Source organism: Arthrobacter mangrovi (assembly GCF_026011795.1).
Lineage (GTDB): Bacteria > Actinomycetota > Actinomycetes > Actinomycetales > Micrococcaceae > Crystallibacter > Crystallibacter mangrovi.
In genome coordinates this window covers 137,578-154,717 of record NZ_BRVS01000001.1, presented here as the reverse complement: position 1 = coordinate 154,717, position 17,140 = coordinate 137,578, and the positions used below count along the sequence as shown (strand labels likewise).

At 67.1% G+C, this 17,140-nt stretch carries 17 protein-coding genes; 8 read left to right on the top strand and 9 right to left on the bottom strand.

The window, feature by feature from the left end:
• From AHIS1636_RS00670 to AHIS1636_RS00660, 3 genes are read right to left on the bottom strand one after another with little or no spacing between them, the layout of a single operon-like run.
• Complete coding sequence (locus AHIS1636_RS00670) at nucleotides 1-2,394, bottom strand: aerobic carbon-monoxide dehydrogenase large subunit (protein WP_264793874.1); 2,394 nt, start codon at nucleotides 2,392-2,394, stop codon at nucleotides 1-3.
• Nucleotides 2,391-2,903, bottom strand: coding sequence for a (2Fe-2S)-binding protein (locus tag AHIS1636_RS00665; RefSeq protein WP_264793873.1), 513 nt, complete (start codon nucleotides 2,901-2,903; stop codon nucleotides 2,391-2,393). The genes AHIS1636_RS00670 and AHIS1636_RS00665 overlap by 4 nt, the downstream gene beginning before the upstream one ends.
• 3 nt (nucleotides 2,904-2,906) lie before the next feature.
• Nucleotides 2,907-3,785 carry an FAD binding domain-containing protein gene (locus tag AHIS1636_RS00660; protein WP_264794170.1) on the bottom strand — a complete coding sequence of 293 codons (879 nt, stop codon included), beginning with the start codon at nucleotides 3,783-3,785 and terminating at the stop codon, nucleotides 2,907-2,909.
• 139 nt (nucleotides 3,786-3,924) lie between these two features.
• Between AHIS1636_RS00660 and AHIS1636_RS00655 the strand changes: the two genes are divergently transcribed.
• From AHIS1636_RS00655 to AHIS1636_RS00645, 3 genes are read left to right on the top strand one after another with little or no spacing between them, the layout of a single operon-like run.
• Nucleotides 3,925-4,878, top strand: a complete 954-nt coding sequence (locus AHIS1636_RS00655) for an ABC transporter ATP-binding protein (RefSeq protein ID WP_264793872.1) — start codon at nucleotides 3,925-3,927, stop codon at nucleotides 4,876-4,878.
• Nucleotides 4,871-5,767, top strand: coding sequence for an ABC transporter permease (locus tag AHIS1636_RS00650; RefSeq protein ID WP_264793871.1), 897 nt, complete (start codon nucleotides 4,871-4,873; stop codon nucleotides 5,765-5,767). Before AHIS1636_RS00655 ends, AHIS1636_RS00650 begins: the two co-directional genes overlap by 8 nt.
• A complete protein-coding gene (locus AHIS1636_RS00645; RefSeq protein ID WP_264793870.1) occupies nucleotides 5,764-6,621 on the top strand; it encodes an ABC transporter permease in 858 nt (285 codons plus the stop codon). The genes AHIS1636_RS00650 and AHIS1636_RS00645 overlap by 4 nt, the downstream gene beginning before the upstream one ends.
• A gap of 409 nt (nucleotides 6,622-7,030) precedes the next feature.
• Here AHIS1636_RS00645 and AHIS1636_RS00640 read toward each other — a convergent pair whose 3' ends face one another.
• Nucleotides 7,031-7,627 carry a putative endonuclease domain-containing protein gene (locus AHIS1636_RS00640; protein ID WP_264793869.1) on the bottom strand — a complete coding sequence of 199 codons (597 nt, stop codon included), beginning with the start codon at nucleotides 7,625-7,627 and terminating at the stop codon, nucleotides 7,031-7,033.
• Between the two features lie 543 nt (nucleotides 7,628-8,170).
• On the opposite strand from AHIS1636_RS00640, the gene AHIS1636_RS00635 reads away from it, so the two are divergent.
• The 5 genes from AHIS1636_RS00635 (at nucleotide 8,171) to AHIS1636_RS00615 (ending at nucleotide 12,418) form a co-directional block, all read left to right on the top strand.
• Entirely contained in the window at nucleotides 8,171-8,698 is a 528-nt protein-coding gene (locus tag AHIS1636_RS00635; protein ID WP_264793868.1) for a hypothetical protein, read from the top strand.
• A gap of 86 nt (nucleotides 8,699-8,784) precedes the next feature.
• On the top strand, nucleotides 8,785-9,606 hold the full coding sequence (locus AHIS1636_RS00630; RefSeq protein WP_264794169.1) for an exodeoxyribonuclease III: 822 nt from the start codon (nucleotides 8,785-8,787) through the stop codon (nucleotides 9,604-9,606).
• 7 nt (nucleotides 9,607-9,613) lie between these two features.
• Nucleotides 9,614-10,702, top strand: a complete 1,089-nt coding sequence (gene trpS, locus AHIS1636_RS00625) for a tryptophan--tRNA ligase (protein ID WP_264793867.1) — start codon at nucleotides 9,614-9,616, stop codon at nucleotides 10,700-10,702.
• A gap of 2 nt (nucleotides 10,703-10,704) precedes the next feature.
• Nucleotides 10,705-11,322, top strand: a complete 618-nt coding sequence (locus AHIS1636_RS00620; protein WP_264793866.1) for a 2'-5' RNA ligase family protein — start codon at nucleotides 10,705-10,707, stop codon at nucleotides 11,320-11,322.
• Complete coding sequence (locus tag AHIS1636_RS00615) at nucleotides 11,300-12,418, top strand: YihY/virulence factor BrkB family protein (RefSeq protein ID WP_264793865.1); 1,119 nt, start codon at nucleotides 11,300-11,302, stop codon at nucleotides 12,416-12,418. The genes AHIS1636_RS00620 and AHIS1636_RS00615 overlap by 23 nt, the downstream gene beginning before the upstream one ends.
• Nucleotides 12,419-12,424: 6 nt before the next feature.
• Here the strand turns inward: AHIS1636_RS00615 and AHIS1636_RS00610 are convergent, their stop codons facing one another.
• The 5 genes from AHIS1636_RS00610 to sdhC form a co-directional block, all read right to left on the bottom strand.
• Nucleotides 12,425-13,192 (bottom strand): alpha/beta hydrolase family protein, encoded by a 768-nt coding sequence (locus AHIS1636_RS00610; protein ID WP_264793864.1) that lies wholly within the window; start codon nucleotides 13,190-13,192, stop codon nucleotides 12,425-12,427.
• 115 nt (nucleotides 13,193-13,307) lie between these two features.
• Nucleotides 13,308-14,096: a succinate dehydrogenase iron-sulfur subunit gene (locus AHIS1636_RS00605; protein ID WP_264793863.1), complete on the bottom strand. Its 789-nt coding sequence runs from the start codon at nucleotides 14,094-14,096 to the stop codon at nucleotides 13,308-13,310.
• Nucleotides 14,096-15,883 carry a succinate dehydrogenase flavoprotein subunit gene (gene sdhA, locus AHIS1636_RS00600; protein ID WP_264793862.1) on the bottom strand — a complete coding sequence of 596 codons (1,788 nt, stop codon included), beginning with the start codon at nucleotides 15,881-15,883 and terminating at the stop codon, nucleotides 14,096-14,098. The genes AHIS1636_RS00605 and sdhA overlap by 1 nt, the downstream gene beginning before the upstream one ends.
• A 78-nt stretch (nucleotides 15,884-15,961) precedes the next feature.
• Complete coding sequence (locus AHIS1636_RS00595) at nucleotides 15,962-16,432, bottom strand: succinate dehydrogenase hydrophobic membrane anchor subunit (protein ID WP_264793861.1); 471 nt, start codon at nucleotides 16,430-16,432, stop codon at nucleotides 15,962-15,964.
• Between the two features lie 2 nt (nucleotides 16,433-16,434).
• A complete protein-coding gene (gene sdhC, locus AHIS1636_RS00590; protein ID WP_264793860.1) occupies nucleotides 16,435-16,818 on the bottom strand; it encodes a succinate dehydrogenase, cytochrome b556 subunit in 384 nt (127 codons plus the stop codon).
• Nucleotides 16,819-17,140 lie beyond the last annotated feature (322 nt).

Genomic DNA, 17,140 nt, shown 5'->3' with positions numbered 1-17,140 from the left:
TCACACCGGCGGGGTCGCCCGGCCCTGCATGGCCTCCCAGACGCGGGCCGGCGTGCAGGGCATGTCCATGTGGGTGACGCCGAAGGGAGCCAGCGCGTCCACCACCGCATTGACGATGGCCGGCGGCGAACCCACGGTGGCCGATTCGCCGATGCCCTTCGCACCGATGGGATGGTGCGGCGAGGGAGTCACGGTGAAGCCGGTCTCCCAGTCGGGCACCTCCATGGCGGTGGGAATCAGGTAGTCCATGAAGGAGCCGCCAAGGCAGTTGCCGTCGTCGTCGAATTCGATAATCTCCATCAGCGCCATTCCCACGCCGTCCGTGAGACCGCCGTGGACCTGGCCCTCAATGATCATCGGATTGATCCGCGTGCCGCAGTCGTCGACGGCGATGAACCGGCGGACCTTGACCCGTCCCGTCCCGGGGTCGACGTCCACCACGCAGATGTAGGCGCCAAACGGGAATGTCAGGTTCGGCGGATCGTACGTCACCTCCGCGTCCAGGTTCCCGTCGATGCCCTCGGGCAGCGCGAGTGTGCCGTGCGCGGCCAGCGCGATCTCGGCGATGGTCCTGCCGGCGCCGGGATCGCCCTTGACGAACCAGCGGCCCTTTTCCCATTCGAGGTCCTCGGCCCGGGTCTCCAGCATCGCCGCGGCAATGAACTTGGCCTTCTCGCGGACCTTGCGGGCCACCAATGCCACGGCACCCCCGCTTACCGGCGTCGACCGGCTGCCGTAGGTGCCCAGGCCGAAGGGGGTCTGGTCCGTGTCGCCGTGCACCACGTCGATATCCTCCGGCGGGATGCCGAGCTCCTCGGCGACGATCTGCGCGAACGTGGTTTCGTGACCCTGACCCTGCGACTGCACCGAGAGCCGGACCACGGCCTTGCCGGTCGGATGCACCCGCAGTTCGGCGCCGTCCGCCATGCCCAGGCCGACGATGTCGAAATGCTTCCGCGGGCCGGCGCCGACGGTCTCGGTGAAGAAGGAGACGCCGATGCCCATCAGCTCGCCGCGTTCGCGCTTCTCCGCCTGCTCGCGCCGCAGGTCCTCGTAGCCCGCCAGCTGCATGGACAGCCGCATCGCCGGCGCGTAGTTGCCCGAGTCGTACTCCCAGCCGGTCTTGTTCTTGTAGGGGAACTGCTCGGGCCGGATGAAGTTCTTCAGCCGCAGTTCGGCCGGGTCCATCTGCAGCTTCGCGGCCAGCACGTCCACCATCCGCTCCACCAGGTAGACGGCTTCGGTGACGCGGAACGAGCAGGCGTAGGCGACGCCTCCGGGGGCCTTGTTGGTGTACACGCCGGTGACCGAGCAGTAGGCGGCCTCAAGGTCGTAGCTGCCGGTGAAAATGCTGAAGAAGCCGGCCGGGTTCTTGGTCGGCTGGGCGGTGGCGTTGAACGCCCCGTGGTCGGCCAGCACGCTGGTGCGGACGGCCAGGATCTTCCCGTCCCGGGTGGCGGCGATTTCGCCCTTCATCAGGTAGTCCCGGGCGAAGGATGTGGACATCAGGTTCTCCGACCGGTCCTCGACCCACTTGACCGGCTTGCCGGTGAGGATCGAACCGACGACGGCCAGGATGTAGCCCGGATAGATGCCTACCTTGTTCCCGAAGCCGCCGCCGATGTCCGGCGACACCACGCGGATCTTGTGCTCGGGGATGCCGGCCACCATGGCGTAGAGCGTCCGGTGGGCGTGCGGGGCCTGCGTCGTTTCATATAGGGTAAGGCCGCCGTCGATCGGATCGAAGTCCGCCACGGCGCCGCAGGTCTCCATCGGTGCCGGATGCACGCGCGGATAGACCATCTCCTGGGCAACCGTCACGTCGGCCCGCGCGAACACCGCGTCGGTGGCGCCGGCGTCGCCCATCTCCCAGTCGAAGATCCGATTGTCGGTACGGCCCTCGATGTCGTCCCGGATGACCGGAGCGTCCGCGTCCAGCGCCCGGCGCGCATTGACCACCGGAGGCAGGATGTCGTACTCCACCTCGATCAGCTCCAGCGCGTCCCGGGCGGCGTAGCGGTCCTCGGCGACCACGAAGGCCACCTCCTGGCCCTGGAAGCGGACCTTGTCCGTGGCCAGCACTGCCTGCACATCGGCGGACAGCGTCGGCGCCCACGCGAGTTTGAGGCCCTCGAGATCCTTGCCGGTGACCACGGCCTTGACCTTGGGATGCGCCGCCGCGGCGCTGATATCGATCGAAACGAGCCGTGCGTGCGCCACGGGAGAGCGCAGGATGGCCCCGTGCAGCATGCCCGGCAGCACGATGTCGTCGATGTAGCGGCCCTTGCCCCGGATGAACCGGGGATCTTCCTTGCGCTGGATCCGGCCGAAGCCGACCGGCCGGTCCGGATCCCCGGCAGCAGGGTTGGCCGGATGCTCGTGGGTGGTGGTCATGCCCGCACGTCCTCCTCGTCGGTACCGGTGCCGGGCGGGTCCCCGGCGGCGGCCGGATGCTCCGCCGCCCACTGCACGGAGCGCACAATCGTGGCGTATCCCGTGCAACGGCAGATTTGTCCCGAGATCGCCTGCCGGATCTGCAGCTCGTCCGGGTGTGGATTCTTATCGAGCAGGGCACGGGCGGTGAGCATCATGCCCGGCGTGCAGAACCCGCACTGCAGCCCGTGCTCGGCCATGAAGCCCTGCTGCACCGGATCCAGCGATCCGTTCGAGGCCAGCCCTTCCACCGTCCGGACTTCGTGTCCGTGCGCCGAGGCGGCCAGGACGGTGCAGGATTTCACCGGCTGCCCGTCCAGCAGGACCACGCAGGTGCCGCAGTTGGTGGTGTCGCAGCCCCAGTGCGTGCCCGTGAGCCCGAGCTCCTCGCGGATGAAGTGGACCAGCAGGACCCGCGGTTCGATCTCGCGCGTGACCTCTTCGCCATTGACTTTCATGCTGACCTGCATCGTTCAGCCTTCCCGTTCCGCGCCGGCGCGCCCGCACGCCCGGCGCAGGACCCGCCGGGTGAGTTCGTCGGCCAGATGCCTCTTGTAGTCCACCGGACCGCGCTGGTCCGCCACCGGGTCGCACGCCGCCGCCGCCGCCCGGCCCGCCTCGGCGAACAGCTCCTCGGCGGGGCGTTTCCCCCGCAGCAGCGTTTCCGCTTCCGTCGCCGTACCCTCAAGCCCGACGGCGGTGAGCCCGACGGCGGCGTCCTCGATCGTTCCGTCCGGTGCCAGCGCGACCGCCGCCCCCGCGGCGGCCACCGCCCAGTCGCCGACCCGGCGCTCGACCTTCTCGTAGGCACTGCCGGAACGCTGCCGGACGGGCAGCCTGACTTCGCACAGCAGCTCGGTCTGCTCGAGCGCCGTCTCGTAGGGGCCGCGGTGGAACTCGTCCATCCGGAGCACGCGCTCGCCGTTCGGCCCCCGGATCACGGCCTCGGCGCGAAGCACCTTGCACACCGTCGAAAGGTCCTCGGCCGGATCCGCCTGGCAGAGCGAACCGCCGATCGTCCCCCGGTTGCGGACCACGGGATCGGCGATCACCTGCTCGGCGTCGCGGACGATCGGAAAGAGCCGGCCCACGTCGGGGGATTCGAGCAGCGTGGTATGCCTGGTCATCGCGCCGATGCGCAGCACGTCCGCGTCCCGCCGGATATAGTCCAGCTCGGTCAGTTCATTGATATCGATCAGCCACTCGGGCCGGGCCAGCCGGAGCTTCATCATGGGCAGCAGGCTGTGCCCTCCGGCCAGCACGCGGGACTCCGGGCCGTGCTGCTGCAGCAGCGCCAGGGCGTCGTCGATGCTGCTGGCACGGACGTAATCGAAGGCAGCAGGAATTTGCATATTCACCACATCCCCAACATGCGCCCCGCATCGTCGAGGGGCTCGAATAGGGCCAGTGTTGTTGGTGAAAGTGGATAAGTCAAGCAAATCGGGCATCGATTGGCTTTCCTCAATCGCGGCGCTGTTCTAGGCTGGTGGCGTGTCCCATGCCACAGTCCCGAAACAGCTGACCAAGACCGTGATTTCGGCCCGCAAGCTCGTCAAAAAGTACGGTGATTTCGCCGCGGTCGACGGCATCTCCTTCGACGTGCCGGCGGGGGAGTCCTTCGGCCTGCTCGGGCCCAACGGTGCCGGCAAGTCCACCACGATGCGGATGATCGGCGGCGTCTCGCAGCGCACATCGGGCGAGCTGTCCATCATGGGGCTGGACCCGGAACGGAACGGGCCGGAGGTGCGGGCGCATCTGGGCGTGGTGCCGCAACAGGACAACCTGGATGACGAGATCCGGGTCCGCGACAACCTGATCGTCTACGGGCGCTACTTCGGCCTGCCCTACAGCTACCTGCGGCACAAGGCGGACGAGCTGCTGGAGTTCGCGCAGCTGACCGACAAGGCGAAGGCGCGGGTGGACTCGCTCTCCGGCGGCATGAAGCGCCGGCTGACCATCGCCCGCTCGCTGATCAACGAGCCGAAGATCCTGCTCCTGGACGAGCCGACCACCGGCCTGGACCCGCAGGCCCGCCACATCCTCTGGGACCGGCTGTTCCGGCTGAAGGAGCAGGGCGTGACGCTGGTGCTCACCACGCACTATATGGACGAGGCGGAGCAGCTCTGCGACCGGCTGATCGTCGTCGACAAGGGCCGGATCATGGCGGAAGGCTCGCCGGCATCGCTGATCCAGGAGTACTCCACGCGGGAGGTTCTGGAGCTGCGCTTCGGGTCGCAGCGCAACTCCACCGTTGCGGGCCAGCTGGAGGGCATCGGCGAACGGCTCGAGACCCTCCCGGACCGGGTCCTGATCTACGCGAACGACGGCGAAGCGGCCCTTGAGCAGGTCCGTCACCGGGGGCTTCATCCGGTGACCTCGCTGGTGCGCCGCTCGAGCCTGGAGGACGTCTTCCTCCGGCTGACCGGCAGGAGCCTCGTTGACTGAGCCGCAGCGGCCCACGCTCCGGGAGGCCGACGCGACGGCGCCGCTGCTTTCCCTTCGGGTGCCGCTGACCCCGGAAGAGTCAGCCGCCAAAGCGCGGCGGTTCGGCTCCCTGTACTTCGCCGAGCACTGGCTGCGCACCATGCGCGGCTACGGCTGGACCGTGGTGATGACCGCCGTCGGGACGCCGCTGGTGTACCTCTTCGCCATGGGCGTCGGGCTCGCGACCCTGATCGACGCGAACACCGGAGCCTCCCTCGGCGGCGGCAGCGGTGACGGCCTGCCCTACCTGGTGTTCGTGGCGCCCGCGCTGCTCGCGACGGCCGGCATCATGGTCGCCGCCGAGGAGAACACCTACTCGGTGATGTCCGGCTTCAAGTGGCGCCGGACCTACTACGGTCCGAACGCGTCGCCGCTGTCCAGCGCGCAGCTGGTCAACGGGCATAGCCTCGGCGTGCTGTTCCGGCTGCTCCTGACGACCGGGCTCTACTACCTGTTCCTGCTGCTGTTTGGCGCCGTCCCCGACCCCGCCGGCTGGCTGATGATCTTCACCGCGGCCCTGGGCGGCATGGCCTTCGGGCTGCCGCTGATGGCGTACGCCTCCAGCATCGTCGAGGACAAGGGCCAGTTCGCCATGGTGCAGCGCTTCGTGGTCATGCCGCTCTTCCTGTTCTCCGGCACCTTCTTCCCGCTCGCGTCGATGCCGTGGGCCGTGCAGTGGATCGGCTGGATCTCGCCGCTGTGGCACTCCACCGAGCTCGGCCGGGTGCTCAGCTACGGCTATGCCGAACCCGCCTGGCTGACCGCGGCGCACGTGCTCTACCTCGCCGTCCTGGCTGCCGCCGGCTGGGTCCTGGCCAAGCGCAACTACACCAGGAGGCTGGGCATATGAGCCTCCGCCATGACCAGGCCGGACAGCCGCCCCCGCCCGCCGGCGGAATCCGGCTGAGCCTCTCGCGCCGCCCCCTCGGGTCCCTCTACTCCGGAAACGTCCGTGCCGTCGTCGGACGTGGATTGAAGGCGACCTGGGGGAGCAACTGGGCGGTCATGGCCAGCGGCTTCGTCGAACCGGTGCTGTACCTGATTGCCATGGGGATCGGGCTCGGCTCGCTGGTGGGAACCGTGGAGGGGCCGGGCGGCACCGAGATCAGCTACATCGCCTACATCGCGCCGGCGCTGCTGGCGGTGTCCGCGATGAACGGCGCGGTGTACGACTCGACCTGGAACGTGTTCTTCAAGCTCAACTTCGCCAAGCTGTACCAAGGCATGCTGAACACCTCGCTGGGGCCGCTGGACGTAGCGTTGGGCGAGATCACGCTGGCCCTGCTGCGCGGCGCGCTCTACGCCACCGGCTTCACCGCCGTGATGGGCCTGATGGGCCTGCTCACCACGCCGTGGGCCTTGCTGATGATCCCGGCCTCCGTGCTGATCGCCTTCGGTTTCGCCTCGTTCGGGATGGGCATCACGAGCTTCATGAAGACGTTCCAGCAGATGGACTGGATCAACTTCATCATGCTGCCCATGTTCCTGTTCTCCGCCACGTTCTACCCGCTCAGCGTCTACCCGGAGCCGATCCAATGGCTGGTCCAGGCGATGCCGCTGTGGCATGGCGTGGAGCTGCTGCGCCAGATCAGCGCCGGCGCGTTCACCGCGGCCACCGGCATCCACGTGCTGTACTACGTGGTCATGATCGGACTCGGGCTGGTGCTGACCACCGGCCGCCTGCGTTCGCTGTTCCTGAAGTAGCCCTGCGGCGTCCTGCAGCACATCGGCCGGCACCAGTCGCTGCCAACACGGCTCGGCGGGACCAGCGGCGGCGCAAAAAGCGGCTGACCGGTTCCAGCCGCTGTTTCGTGCGCAGATCAGCCCCGTGCGGGAGGCGCTTTGGCTGTTTCGTGCGCAGATCAGCCCTGTGCGCGAGGCCCCCTGCCGTTTCGTGCGCAGATCAGCCCCGTGCGCGAGGCCCCCTGCCGTTTCGTGCGCAGATCAGCCCAATGTGGGACCCCCATCACTGTGGTGATCTGCTCACGAAACGGGCGGCCGCGGGTGCACGCCTCGGCTCTCCCCGGGGTCACGGAGCCTGGGCTATCCCGGCGGCCCGCGGGTGCACGCCTCGGCTCACACGATGGGCCGCGCAGCCTCGGCACTTCCGGGGTCACGCCTTCGGCTCCCAACCCCCGCGCTTCAGCATCCGGCTGACCTTGCCCACCACGTGGACTTCGCCGCGCTTCATGTCCGTTTTGTTGATCTTCGCCTGATGCCACAGCAATGATGACGTGGTGAAATCGCGGTCATGGTCGGAGGCCTGCTGCTCCGCGGACAGATGATGCGTGCCCTCGTATTCCACGCAGGTCCGGAACTCGGGACAGCCCAAGTCCGTCCATATCCTGGGGTACCCGGATGTGTCGCAGATGGGGTAGTTCGGATGGAACTCCGGTAGGCCGGCCCGCTGCAGCATCAGCCGCAGGAGTGATTCCTGCGGCGAATCGACGCCGACCCGGACGAGGCCCAGGGCCTGACGGCACATTGCCAGCCCCGGGATGCGCGACTTCGACTCGATGTAGGCGCGCAGCTCATCCAGCGGCACCATCGCCTCCCGGGCAGGGCCGAAGTTCCGGTTGTGCTCGGAAACCAGGTAGTCGGCTATGACGACCAGATCTCCCACACCGAATACGCTGCCGAGGTCCAGCCAGGTCCGTGCCCTTGATGTCACCGCGACGCCATCCAGCGTGACGATGTCGCCCTCGTCCAACCGAAGGCGCCTGCCCCGGACATGTTTCCTCCGCGGAGCTGCCGCCCCACGCGGACGTGCCACATCCAGGAGCGGGGGCCAGTCAAAGTCGACCGGCATCGGGAAGCCATGGATTCGGGCCGCGGTGAAATGGCTGATAACAGAGCCAGGGGTGACGTCGGTATAGGGCCGGCATCGCTGGAGCAGCGACAACTCCACTCCGACCGGGACCCGAATAGCCCGGCTCGGAGTGCGCACGTCGTTCGCGGCAGTGCGGCGGCGCGGCACGCTCAAGCCATCCGACTCGGAGAGCAGGAAAGGCCTTGAGCCGAGCGGCTCCGGCAGCGGGACACGGCGGTTCATCCCACTATTAGGCCTGCTTCGCGGGCCGGCCGCAGGAGTTTTCCACAACCGGGCGTCGGAATGGAGCACCCTCCCCATCGAGCCGCACTCGGGCTGGACACCCACGCGGCGTGACACCCGGCCAGCGGGCAGCCGGCTGCATCCGTTCGCCTGCGGTGGAAGCCGGCCGTGTCAGGCGCCCCGGTTTGAGAGAATAGGCGCATGCAATCCTTGGGCAGCTCATCCCCGAATACGTCCGCCAGCCGGGCCGTCCCCTTCAAGGCCGGAAACATCGGCATCGCCGTGATGGTGCTGGTGTTCCTCTTCGCCGTGGTGTTCGCGGCCAACCAGAACGATGTGATCGGCTGGATCGTGGCCATCATCGCCCTTGGCTGGCTGGTGCTGGCCGCGTTCGTGGTCTTCAGCGTCCGCGGCGCCACCAGGAAGGCGAAGGAGAAGTTCGCCACCGCGCAGGCCGGCTTCGCCGCGCAGCAGGCCGCCGCCTCGACCGGCACAACCACGCTGGTGGAGGAACATGTGGCCCGGGCCAACTCGGTCCGCGACGAGAAGCTGGACCACAGCTTCAAGATCGTGCAGGTGCAGGCCAAAGTGATCCGCGACCATCTGGGCAAGGACGAGGGCATGGTGGCCCGGGCGATCGAGACGATCGAGATCACCGCGCACAATGGGCGCGGCATGATCAAGGACAACGACGGCGAGGGCCCCGTCACGGGCACGGTTATCAACTGAACCGCGGGCTTGGGTAAGGTAGTCGAGTGAGTTTGGCACCCGAAATCGTCATTGAGGAAACCACCGGCTCGGCAGCGGCAACAGGCATGCCCGCGGGGCACCGGCTGAGGGTGGCAACGGTCAATGTCAACGGCATCCGCGCCGCCTACAAGCGCGGCATGGGGGACTGGCTGGCGGACCGGGACGTGGACATTCTCTGCCTCCAGGAAGTGCGCGCTCCGGACGCAATTGTCCGCAGCCTGCTCGGAGACGGCTGGCACATCCTCCACGCCGAGGCCGAAGCGAAGGGCCGCGCCGGCGTCGCCATCGCTTCGCGCGTCGCCCCGGTCGCCACCCGCGACCACATCGGGGACGAATACTTCCTGACATCCGGCCGCTGGGTCGAAGCGGACTTCGAGGTTCCGGATGCCGGGGGCACCAAGCTGCTCACCGTCGTCAGCGCCTACGTGCATTCCGGCGAGGCGGACACCCCCAAGCAGCTGGACAAGTACCGCTTCCTCGATGTCATGGCCGGCCGCCTCGCGGACTTGAGGAACGGCAAGGACTACGCGCTGGTGGTCGGGGACCTGAACGTTGGCCACACCACGCTGGACATCAAGAACTGGAAGGGCAACGTCAAGAAGTCCGGGTTCCTGCCCGAGGAACGCGCCTACTTCGACCGGTTCTTCGGCGACGAGTTCGGTTGGAAGGACGTCCAGCGCGTCTTCGCCGGTGACGTGGCCGGCCCCTACACCTGGTGGTCCTGGCGCGGACAGGCCTTCGACAACGACGCGGGCTGGCGCATCGACTACCAGATGGCCACCCCCGAACTCGCGGAGCTGGCCGCGCATGCGGTCGTCGACCGCGCCGCCAGCTATGACGCCCGCTTCTCGGACCACGCCCCCGTGGTCGTGGACTACCAGTTCTAAGGACGAGATGACCAGCACAACTGAAACCAGCGGAAAGCCCGAAACCAGCGGCAGTCCTGCGGCCGCCTCCGGCCTCGCACAGACCACGCGGCGGCGGCTGCTGTCCGGCATGCAGCCCTCTGCGGATTCCCTGCACCTGGGCAACTACTTGGGCGCGCTCGTCAACTGGGTCAGCATGCAGGACGAATACGAGGCGATCTACTTCGTCCCGGACATGCACGCCATCACAGTGCAGTACGACCCGGCGGATCTCGCCCGGCGCACCCGGGTCACGGTGGCCCAGTACATCGCCGGCGGCATCGACATCGAGAAGTCCACCCTGTTCGTCCAGTCCCATGTACCCGAGCACGCGGAGCTGGCGTGGGTGCTCAACTGCATCACCGGTTTTGGCGAGGCCTCGCGGATGACGCAGTTCAAGGACAAGTCGGCCAAGCAGGGTTCGGAGAACGCCAGCGTCGGACTGTTCGCCTACCCCGTGCTGATGGCCGCCGACATCCTGCTCTACCGCCCCTACGGCGTGCCGGTGGGCGAGGACCAGCGGCAGCACCTGGAGCTGGCCCGCAACCTGGCCCAGCGCTTCAACCACCGCTATGGCGAAACGTTCGTCGTGCCGGAGGCCGTGATCCCGGCCGAGGGCGCCAAGATCTACGACCTGCAGAACCCGAACGCCAAGATGTCCAAGTCGGCGGATTCCCCGGCCGGCCTGATCAACATCCTGGACAACCCGAAGGCCGCGGCGAAGAAGATCAAGTCGGCGGTCACGGATGACGGCACGGAGATCCGCTTCGACCGGGAGGCCAAGCCGGGCATCTCCAACCTGCTGACCATCTACTCGACGCTAAGCGGCAGGAGCATCGACTCGATCGTCGCGGACTACCAGGGCAAGATGTACGGGCACCTCAAGGTGGACCTGGCCGAGCTTGTGGTGGAGCGGCTGGCGCCCATCCAGGCCCGGGCCCAGGAGCTCCTGGACGATCCGGCCGAGCTGGACCGGTTGCTGGCCCGCGGCGCGGAGAAGGCCCGCGCCATCGCGTCTGCCACGCTGGCGGATGTCTACGACAAGGTAGGTTTCCTCCCCGCGGGAGCCAGGCGCTAGCAATGTGCGGGCAGCACCTGCAGTCCAAAAAAGCTACCGCCACTAACGACGGCGATCCCCGCCCGGGTGCCCGGAGCGGCTGCGTCGGCGTGGTCATCTCCATCCCCGAGCCGTTGGCGGGCGAGCTCGAAAGCTGGCGCGCATCGTTCGGAGATCCGCTCGCGGCCGTCATCCCGCCGCATATCACCCTCGTCACCACGACGCCTGTTGACGACTGGGAGGAGACAACCGAACACGTGCGCCGCATCGCGAAGACGCAGGCGCCGTTCACGGTGGGACTGCGCGGTACCGGCAGCTTCCGCCCGGTATCCCCGGTGGTTTTCCTGAACATCGCCGAAGGCTTCGAGGACTGCGTGGCGCTGCACGGCAAGCTGCAGTCCGGCCCGCTGGAACGCGACCTGGAGTTCGATTTCCACCCGCACCTCACCGTGGCACACGATGTCAGCCAGGCCGGGATGGACGCCGCCGAGGAGAAGCTGGCCGACTATGCCTCGACTTTCACGGTCAGTAGCATGGGCTTGTACGAGCACGACCAATCGGGCGTGTGGATCCTACGGGAAGAGCTGAGCTTTGACGCGGAGCCGGAGCATACCGGCTGTGCCGGAGGCGGCCGGGACTGAGTCCGCGGAGCCGCTTCCGCTCAAGCGCGGTCAGCTGCGCAACCAGGTGTTCCGGCGCCGGCGCGAGTTCGCCCGGTCCCGGCACGAAGCGGGCGTCCCCAGGCAGCTGGTGGTCCTGGGCAGCTACGTGACGGCCTGGTTCAACGCGACCCGGCCGATGCGGGTCTGGAACCTCTACCTCATGCGCCGAGGACCGTTGATGGCGGCAGGCAGCGCCTACAACATGTTCTTTTCGGTGGCGGCCATGCTGGTGGCCGGGTTTGCCGTGTTCGGGCTGGTCGCTTCCAACACGCCGCGGCTGCAGTCTGCCATTATCTCGGTGCTCAACTATTCCGTTCCGGGCCTGATCGACACCGGAGACGGCGGGTTCGTCACCCCGGAGCAGCTCTTCTCCCACGGGGCAACCTTCAGCCTCACCCTGGTGATCTCGGCCATCACGCTGCTCCTGACCTCGCTGGGCTGGATCGCAGGCCTGCGCGACGGCATGCGGGCCATCTTCGGCGTGCCACGGATGACCGGGAACTATTTCCTGATCAAGGCCAAGGACCTGGGCGTGCTGCTGCTGTTGGCCCTAGCACTGGTGCTCACATCCATCCTGGTCATTGTCGCCGGCAGCCTGCTGGACGCGGTGGCCCATTGGCTGCGGTTTGTCGGTGCATGGGCGGAGCCGCTGGCCGTGGCCACCGGCCTGCTCATTATGCTCCTGCTGGACATGGCGGTGGCGGTGGTGCTGTTCCGGCTCGCATCAGGGCTGCAGATGAAGCGGGCCGTCATGTGGCAGGCTGCGCTGATCGTGGCAGCCGGCAGCGCCGCTCTGCGGTTTTTTGCGTCGGCACTGCTCGACGGCGTGGCCAAGAATCCCCTGCTGGCGCCGTTCGCCGTGGTCCTGGGCCTGTTCGTCTGGTTCTTCTTCCTCAGCCAGGTCTATCTGGTCGCCGTGGCCTGGGGCGCGGTGGGAATGGCCGACGCCCGCGCGCCGGTCAGCAACAGGGACGTGCGCAGGCGGGCCAGGTCGGCGCGGCAGGAGTCCAGGCGCCTGCACGGCCGGCACCGCCCGCGGCTCCGCCACCGGCGGGCCACCCACGCCGGCGCCTGACCCGGTTCAGCCAGCGGGCAGGTACTGGTCGGCCCAGGCCGTGATGAGCAGGGCGGCGCGATCCGTCTGCACCTTGTCGGTCAGCAGATGGTTGCTGCCCTCTAGCGAGATGAAGGACTTCGGGTGCCTGGCCGTCTCGAAAATCTGGCCGGCGTTGTCGATCCCCACGGTCTGGTCGGTGGGGGAGTGCATGACCAGCAGAGGCCGGTGCATGCCGTGGATGCAGGCGCTCAGATCCGCCCGGCGGAGATCGTCCACCAGCTGCTTCCGGATCTGCAGGCGCTTGCCGCCCAAGGTGACCTCGCCGACGCCCTCGCGCTCGACGTCGTCCATCGCCTCGTCGAGGAGATGCAGCGCGTGGGACGGCTCAAACGGCGCGGAAATGGTCACGACGGCCTTGACCTCTTCCAGGGAGCCGATGGCGCCGAGGACGGCCGCTCCGCCCAAAGAATGGCCGATGAGGAGCGAGACTGGCCGCCCGGATTCGGCCATGAAGGCGGCGGCCTGCTTAATGTCGTCGACCTTGGTCGAGAACGTGGTCTCCGACCAGTCCCCGGTGGAACTTCCCAGGCCCGCCGCGTCGTAGCGCAGGACCCCGATCCCGTGGCGCGCCAGGGCCTTCGAGATCCGCGAAGCGGCGGCGCTGTTCTTGCCCAGCGTGAAGCCGTGGGCGAAGACGGCCCACGCCCTCACCTCGCCGTCGGGAACGTCCACGACCCCGGCCAGCGTCGCACCGCTGACGGACGGAAACTTGACGGATTCGATGGACGGCATCGGGGTTCCCTTTCACCGGATGGCTGCGCTTAAGCGCCTGAGGTGCCGGCTCGACGAGCCGGCACCTCAGGCCGAAGTTCGGGCCCTCGAGGGGCCGCGTGATCCCGCCGGGGGATCAGATCTTGCGGTTCAGGACCGCCTGCTTGACCTCGGCGATGGCCTTGGTCACCTGGATGCCGCGGGGGCACGCCTCGGTGCAGTTGAAGGTGGTGCGGCAGCGCCACACGCCTTCCTTGTCGTTGAGGATCTCCAGGCGCATGTCGCCGGCGTCGTCGCGCGAATCGAAGATGAAGCGGTGCGCGTTGACGATCGCGGCCGGGCCGAAGTACTGGCCGTCGGTCCAGAAGACCGGGCAGGACGACGTGCAGGCCGCGCACAGGATGCACTTGGTAGTGTCGTCGAAGCGCTCACGGTCCTCGGCCGACTGCAGGCGCTCGCGCGTCGGCTCGTGGCCCGAGTTGATCAGGAACGGCATGATCTCGCGGTAGGACTGGAAGAACGGCTCCATGTCCACGATCAGGTCCTTCTCCACCGGCAGGCCCTTGATCGGCTCGACGAGGATCGGCTTGTCCGTGTCCAGGTCCTTCAGCAGGGTCTTGCAGGCGAGGCGGTTGCGGCCGTTGATGCGCATGGCATCCGAGCCGCAGACGCCGTGGGCGCAGGAGCGGCGGAAGGACACCGAGCCGTCGTGTTCCCACTTGACCTTGTGCAGGGCGTCCAGCACGCGGTCCGTGCCGTACATGGTCAGCTTGAACTCGTCCCAGCGGGCCTCGTCGGAGACCTCGGGATCGTACCGGCGGACCTTGAGCGTGATGTCGAAGCTGGGGATTTCTCCGCCGCCGCCGACGCCGGGAGCCAGTTCGACCTTCGACGGTCCTTCGGGAATTTCGGTCGGGGTGGTCATCAGTACTTCCTCACCATCGGTTCGTAGCGCGTGAAGACAACAGGCTTGGTCTCCAGGCGGATGCCGGCCACATGCTCGGTCTCGGCGGTTTCGTCCTTGTACGCCATCGAGTGCTTCATGAAGTTCACATCGTCGCGGTCCGGGAAGTCCTCCCGGAAGTGGCCGCCGCGGGACTCCTGGCGGTGCAGCGCAGCGACGGTCATGACCTGGGCCATGTCCAGCAGGAAGCCCAGTTCGACGGCCTCGAGCAGGTCCAGGTTGAAGCGCCGGCCCTTGTCCTGGACGCTGATGTTCTTGTACCGCTCGCGCAGCGAGGCGATCACGTTCAGCGTCTCGTTCAGGGTCTCCTCGGTGCGGAACACCTGGACGTTGGCGTCCATTGTGTCCTGCAGTTCCTTGCGGAGCTGGGCCACGCGCTCGGTGCCGTTCGCGGCGCGGACGCCCTCGACCAGGTCGATCGTGAAGCGGTCGGCGCTCTCCGGGACCTCGACGAAGTCGGCGGACTTGGCGTACTCCGCCGCGGCGATGCCGGCGCGCTTGCCGAACACGTTGATGTCCAGCAGAGAGTTGGTGCCCAGGCGGTTGGAGCCGTGGACGGACACGCAGGCGACCTCGCCGGCAGCGTAGAGGCCCGGGACCACCGTGTCGTTGTCCTGCAGGACCTCGGCCTTGATGTTGGTCGGGATGCCGCCCATGGCGTAGTGCGCGGTCGGGAAGACCGGGACCGGCTCGGTGTACGGCTCCACGCCCAGGTAGGTGCGGGCGAACTCGGTGATGTCCGGCAGCTTGGCGTCGATATGCGCCGGCTCCAGGTGCGTCAGGTCGAGCAGGACGTAGTCCTTGTTCGGGCCGCAGCCGCGGCCTTCGCGGACCTCGTTGGCCATCGAACGGGCCACGATGTCACGCGGCGCGAGGTCCTTAATGGTCGGTGCGTAGCGCTCCATGAACCGCTCGCCTTCCGAGTTGCGCAGGATCGCGCCTTCGCCGCGGGCGGCCTCGGAGAGCAGGATGCCCAGGCCGGCGAGGCCGGTCGGATGGAACTGGAAGAACTCCATGTCTTCCAGCGGCAGGCCGCGGCGGAAGGCAATGCCCATGCCGTCGCCGGTCAGGGTGTGGGCGTTCGAGGTGGTCTTGAAGACCTTGCCCACGCCGCCGGAGGCGAACACGACCGACTTGGCCTGGAAGACGTGGATCTCGCCGCTGGCGAGGTCGTAGCTAACGACGCCGGCAACGCGCTTCTGCTTGTACGGCGTGCCATCGGCGCGGGTTGCGTCCTCCTCCACGAGCAGCAGGTCGAGCACGTAGTACTCGTTGTAGAACTCGACGTTGTGCTTGACGCAGTTTTGGTACAGCGTCTGCAGGATCATGTGGCCGGTGCGGTCCGCGGCGTAGCAGGCCCGGCGGACCGGGGACTTGCCGTGGTCGCGGGTGTGGCCGCCGAAGCGGCGCTGGTCGATCTTGCCTTCGGGGGTGCGGTTGAACGGCAGGCCCATCTTTTCCAGGTCCAGCACGGCATCGATGGCTTCCTTGGCCATGACCTCGGCTGCGTCCTGGTCTACCAGGTAGTCACCGCCCTTGACGGTGTCGAAGGTGTGCCACTCCCAGTTGTCTTCCTCGACATTTGCCAGGGCGGCGCACATGCCGCCCTGTGCTGCACCGGTGTGGGAGCGGGTGGGGTACAGCTTGGTCAGTACTGCGGTTCGCGCGCGTTGGCCGGATTCGATGGCTGCGCGCATACCGGCGCCACCGGCACCGACGATGACGACGTCGTACTTATGGACCTGCATACTGGATGCTCTTTCTGTTGAAACTAAAGGTTCTTCTCAAGGAAACGGGCGCTGCGGTTGGCAGCGCCCGTCATGCCCTTACGGTGCCGGGCAGAAGGACGGCAGCAAGTCGGCTGCCGCGTTCGGCGGGCACGGATCGAAGGTGAAGATCACCAGGGTTCCAAGGACGATGATGACGGCGGTCGCCGCGTAGAGCACGGCCTTGAGCCAGAAGCGGGTGCCGTCCTTTTCCGCGTAGTCGTTGATGATGGTGCGGACGCCGTTGGTGCCGTGAAGCATGGCGAGCCAGAGCATGGCCAGGTCCCAGACCTGCCAGAACGGGTCGGCCCACTTGCCTGCGACGAAGCCGAAGTCGATGGCGTGGACGCCCTCGCCGACCATGAGGTTGACGAACAGGTGCCCGAAGACGAGTACGACGAGCACGAGGCCGGAGACGCGCATGAACAGCCATGCGAACATCTCGAAGTTGCCGCGGCTGCTGCCGTGCCGGTTGTACTCGGGAGCGATGCGCCCGGAACGCGGCGCCTGGATTTCAGTTGTTGCTGCCATGATTAGTGACCCCCGGTGAAGGCGAGCGTGAGGTGACGGATGAGGAACGGAACCATGACGACGACCCACAGTCCGATAACGCCCCAGAGCAGCTTGGCCTGGTACTTGGGGCCCTTCTTCCAGAAGTCCACGAGGATCACGCGGAGGCCGTTGAAGGCGTGGAAGACGATCGCGGCAACGAGGCCGGCTTCCAGGAGTGCCATGATCGGATTCTTGTACGTATTGATCACGACGTTGTATGCCTCAGGCGATACGCGCACCAGAGCGGTGTCCAGGACGTGTACCAAGAGAAAGAAAAATATTGCGACGCCGGTGACGCGGTGTCCTACCCAGGACCACATGCCTTCGCGGCCGCGGTAGAGGGTCCCTGCTGGTGTCTTCGACACTGAATTAACCTCCCTGCATCGCAACGGCGCCAGCGTGGACCACGCAGAATTACGCCAGTGCGAGAGTGCTCTTTGTCAGATCTAATCTAGGCTTCGCTCAGAGCTTATTCAATTTGGGAACTCGCGGTGTGAGCTTTTTAACACCTCCGCCGAGGTGGCGCGGAATGGCGCGGCCCGCGCGGGGATGGCTTCACGATTTACGCAACTTAATTGTGCGCTAATTTCCTCTCCGGCGGCGTGTTTCCCCTATAGCGGGAGCTGTGCCGCCTTCAGTGAAATCAGCCTAAGGAATGACCCGCCGAGGCAGCGGCTGGTTTACCTT

What these genes read in the sequence shown, in the direction of transcription:
- AHIS1636_RS00670 (WP_264793874.1), bottom strand. Translation starts at nt 2,394, where the DNA reads ATGACCACCACCCACGAGCATCCGGCCAACCCTGCTGCCGGGGATCCG.
- AHIS1636_RS00665 (WP_264793873.1), bottom strand. Translation starts at nt 2,903, where the DNA reads ATGCAGGTCAGCATGAAAGTCAATGGCGAAGAGGTCACGCGCGAGATC.
- AHIS1636_RS00660 (WP_264794170.1), bottom strand. Translation starts at nt 3,785, where the DNA reads ATGCAAATTCCTGCTGCCTTCGATTACGTCCGTGCCAGCAGCATCGAC.
- AHIS1636_RS00645 (WP_264793870.1), top strand. Translation starts at nt 5,764, where the DNA reads ATGAGCCTCCGCCATGACCAGGCCGGACAGCCGCCCCCGCCCGCCGGC.
- AHIS1636_RS00635 (WP_264793868.1), top strand. Translation starts at nt 8,171, where the DNA reads ATGCAATCCTTGGGCAGCTCATCCCCGAATACGTCCGCCAGCCGGGCC.
- AHIS1636_RS00630 (WP_264794169.1), top strand. Translation starts at nt 8,785, where the DNA reads ATGCCCGCGGGGCACCGGCTGAGGGTGGCAACGGTCAATGTCAACGGC.
- trpS (WP_264793867.1), top strand. Translation starts at nt 9,614, where the DNA reads ATGACCAGCACAACTGAAACCAGCGGAAAGCCCGAAACCAGCGGCAGT.
- AHIS1636_RS00620 (WP_264793866.1), top strand. Translation starts at nt 10,705, where the DNA reads ATGTGCGGGCAGCACCTGCAGTCCAAAAAAGCTACCGCCACTAACGAC.
- AHIS1636_RS00610 (WP_264793864.1), bottom strand. Translation starts at nt 13,192, where the DNA reads ATGCCGTCCATCGAATCCGTCAAGTTTCCGTCCGTCAGCGGTGCGACG.
- AHIS1636_RS00605 (WP_264793863.1), bottom strand. Translation starts at nt 14,096, where the DNA reads ATGACCACCCCGACCGAAATTCCCGAAGGACCGTCGAAGGTCGAACTG.
- sdhA (WP_264793862.1), bottom strand. Translation starts at nt 15,883, where the DNA reads ATGCAGGTCCATAAGTACGACGTCGTCATCGTCGGTGCCGGTGGCGCC.
- AHIS1636_RS00595 (WP_264793861.1), bottom strand. Translation starts at nt 16,432, where the DNA reads ATGGCAGCAACAACTGAAATCCAGGCGCCGCGTTCCGGGCGCATCGCT.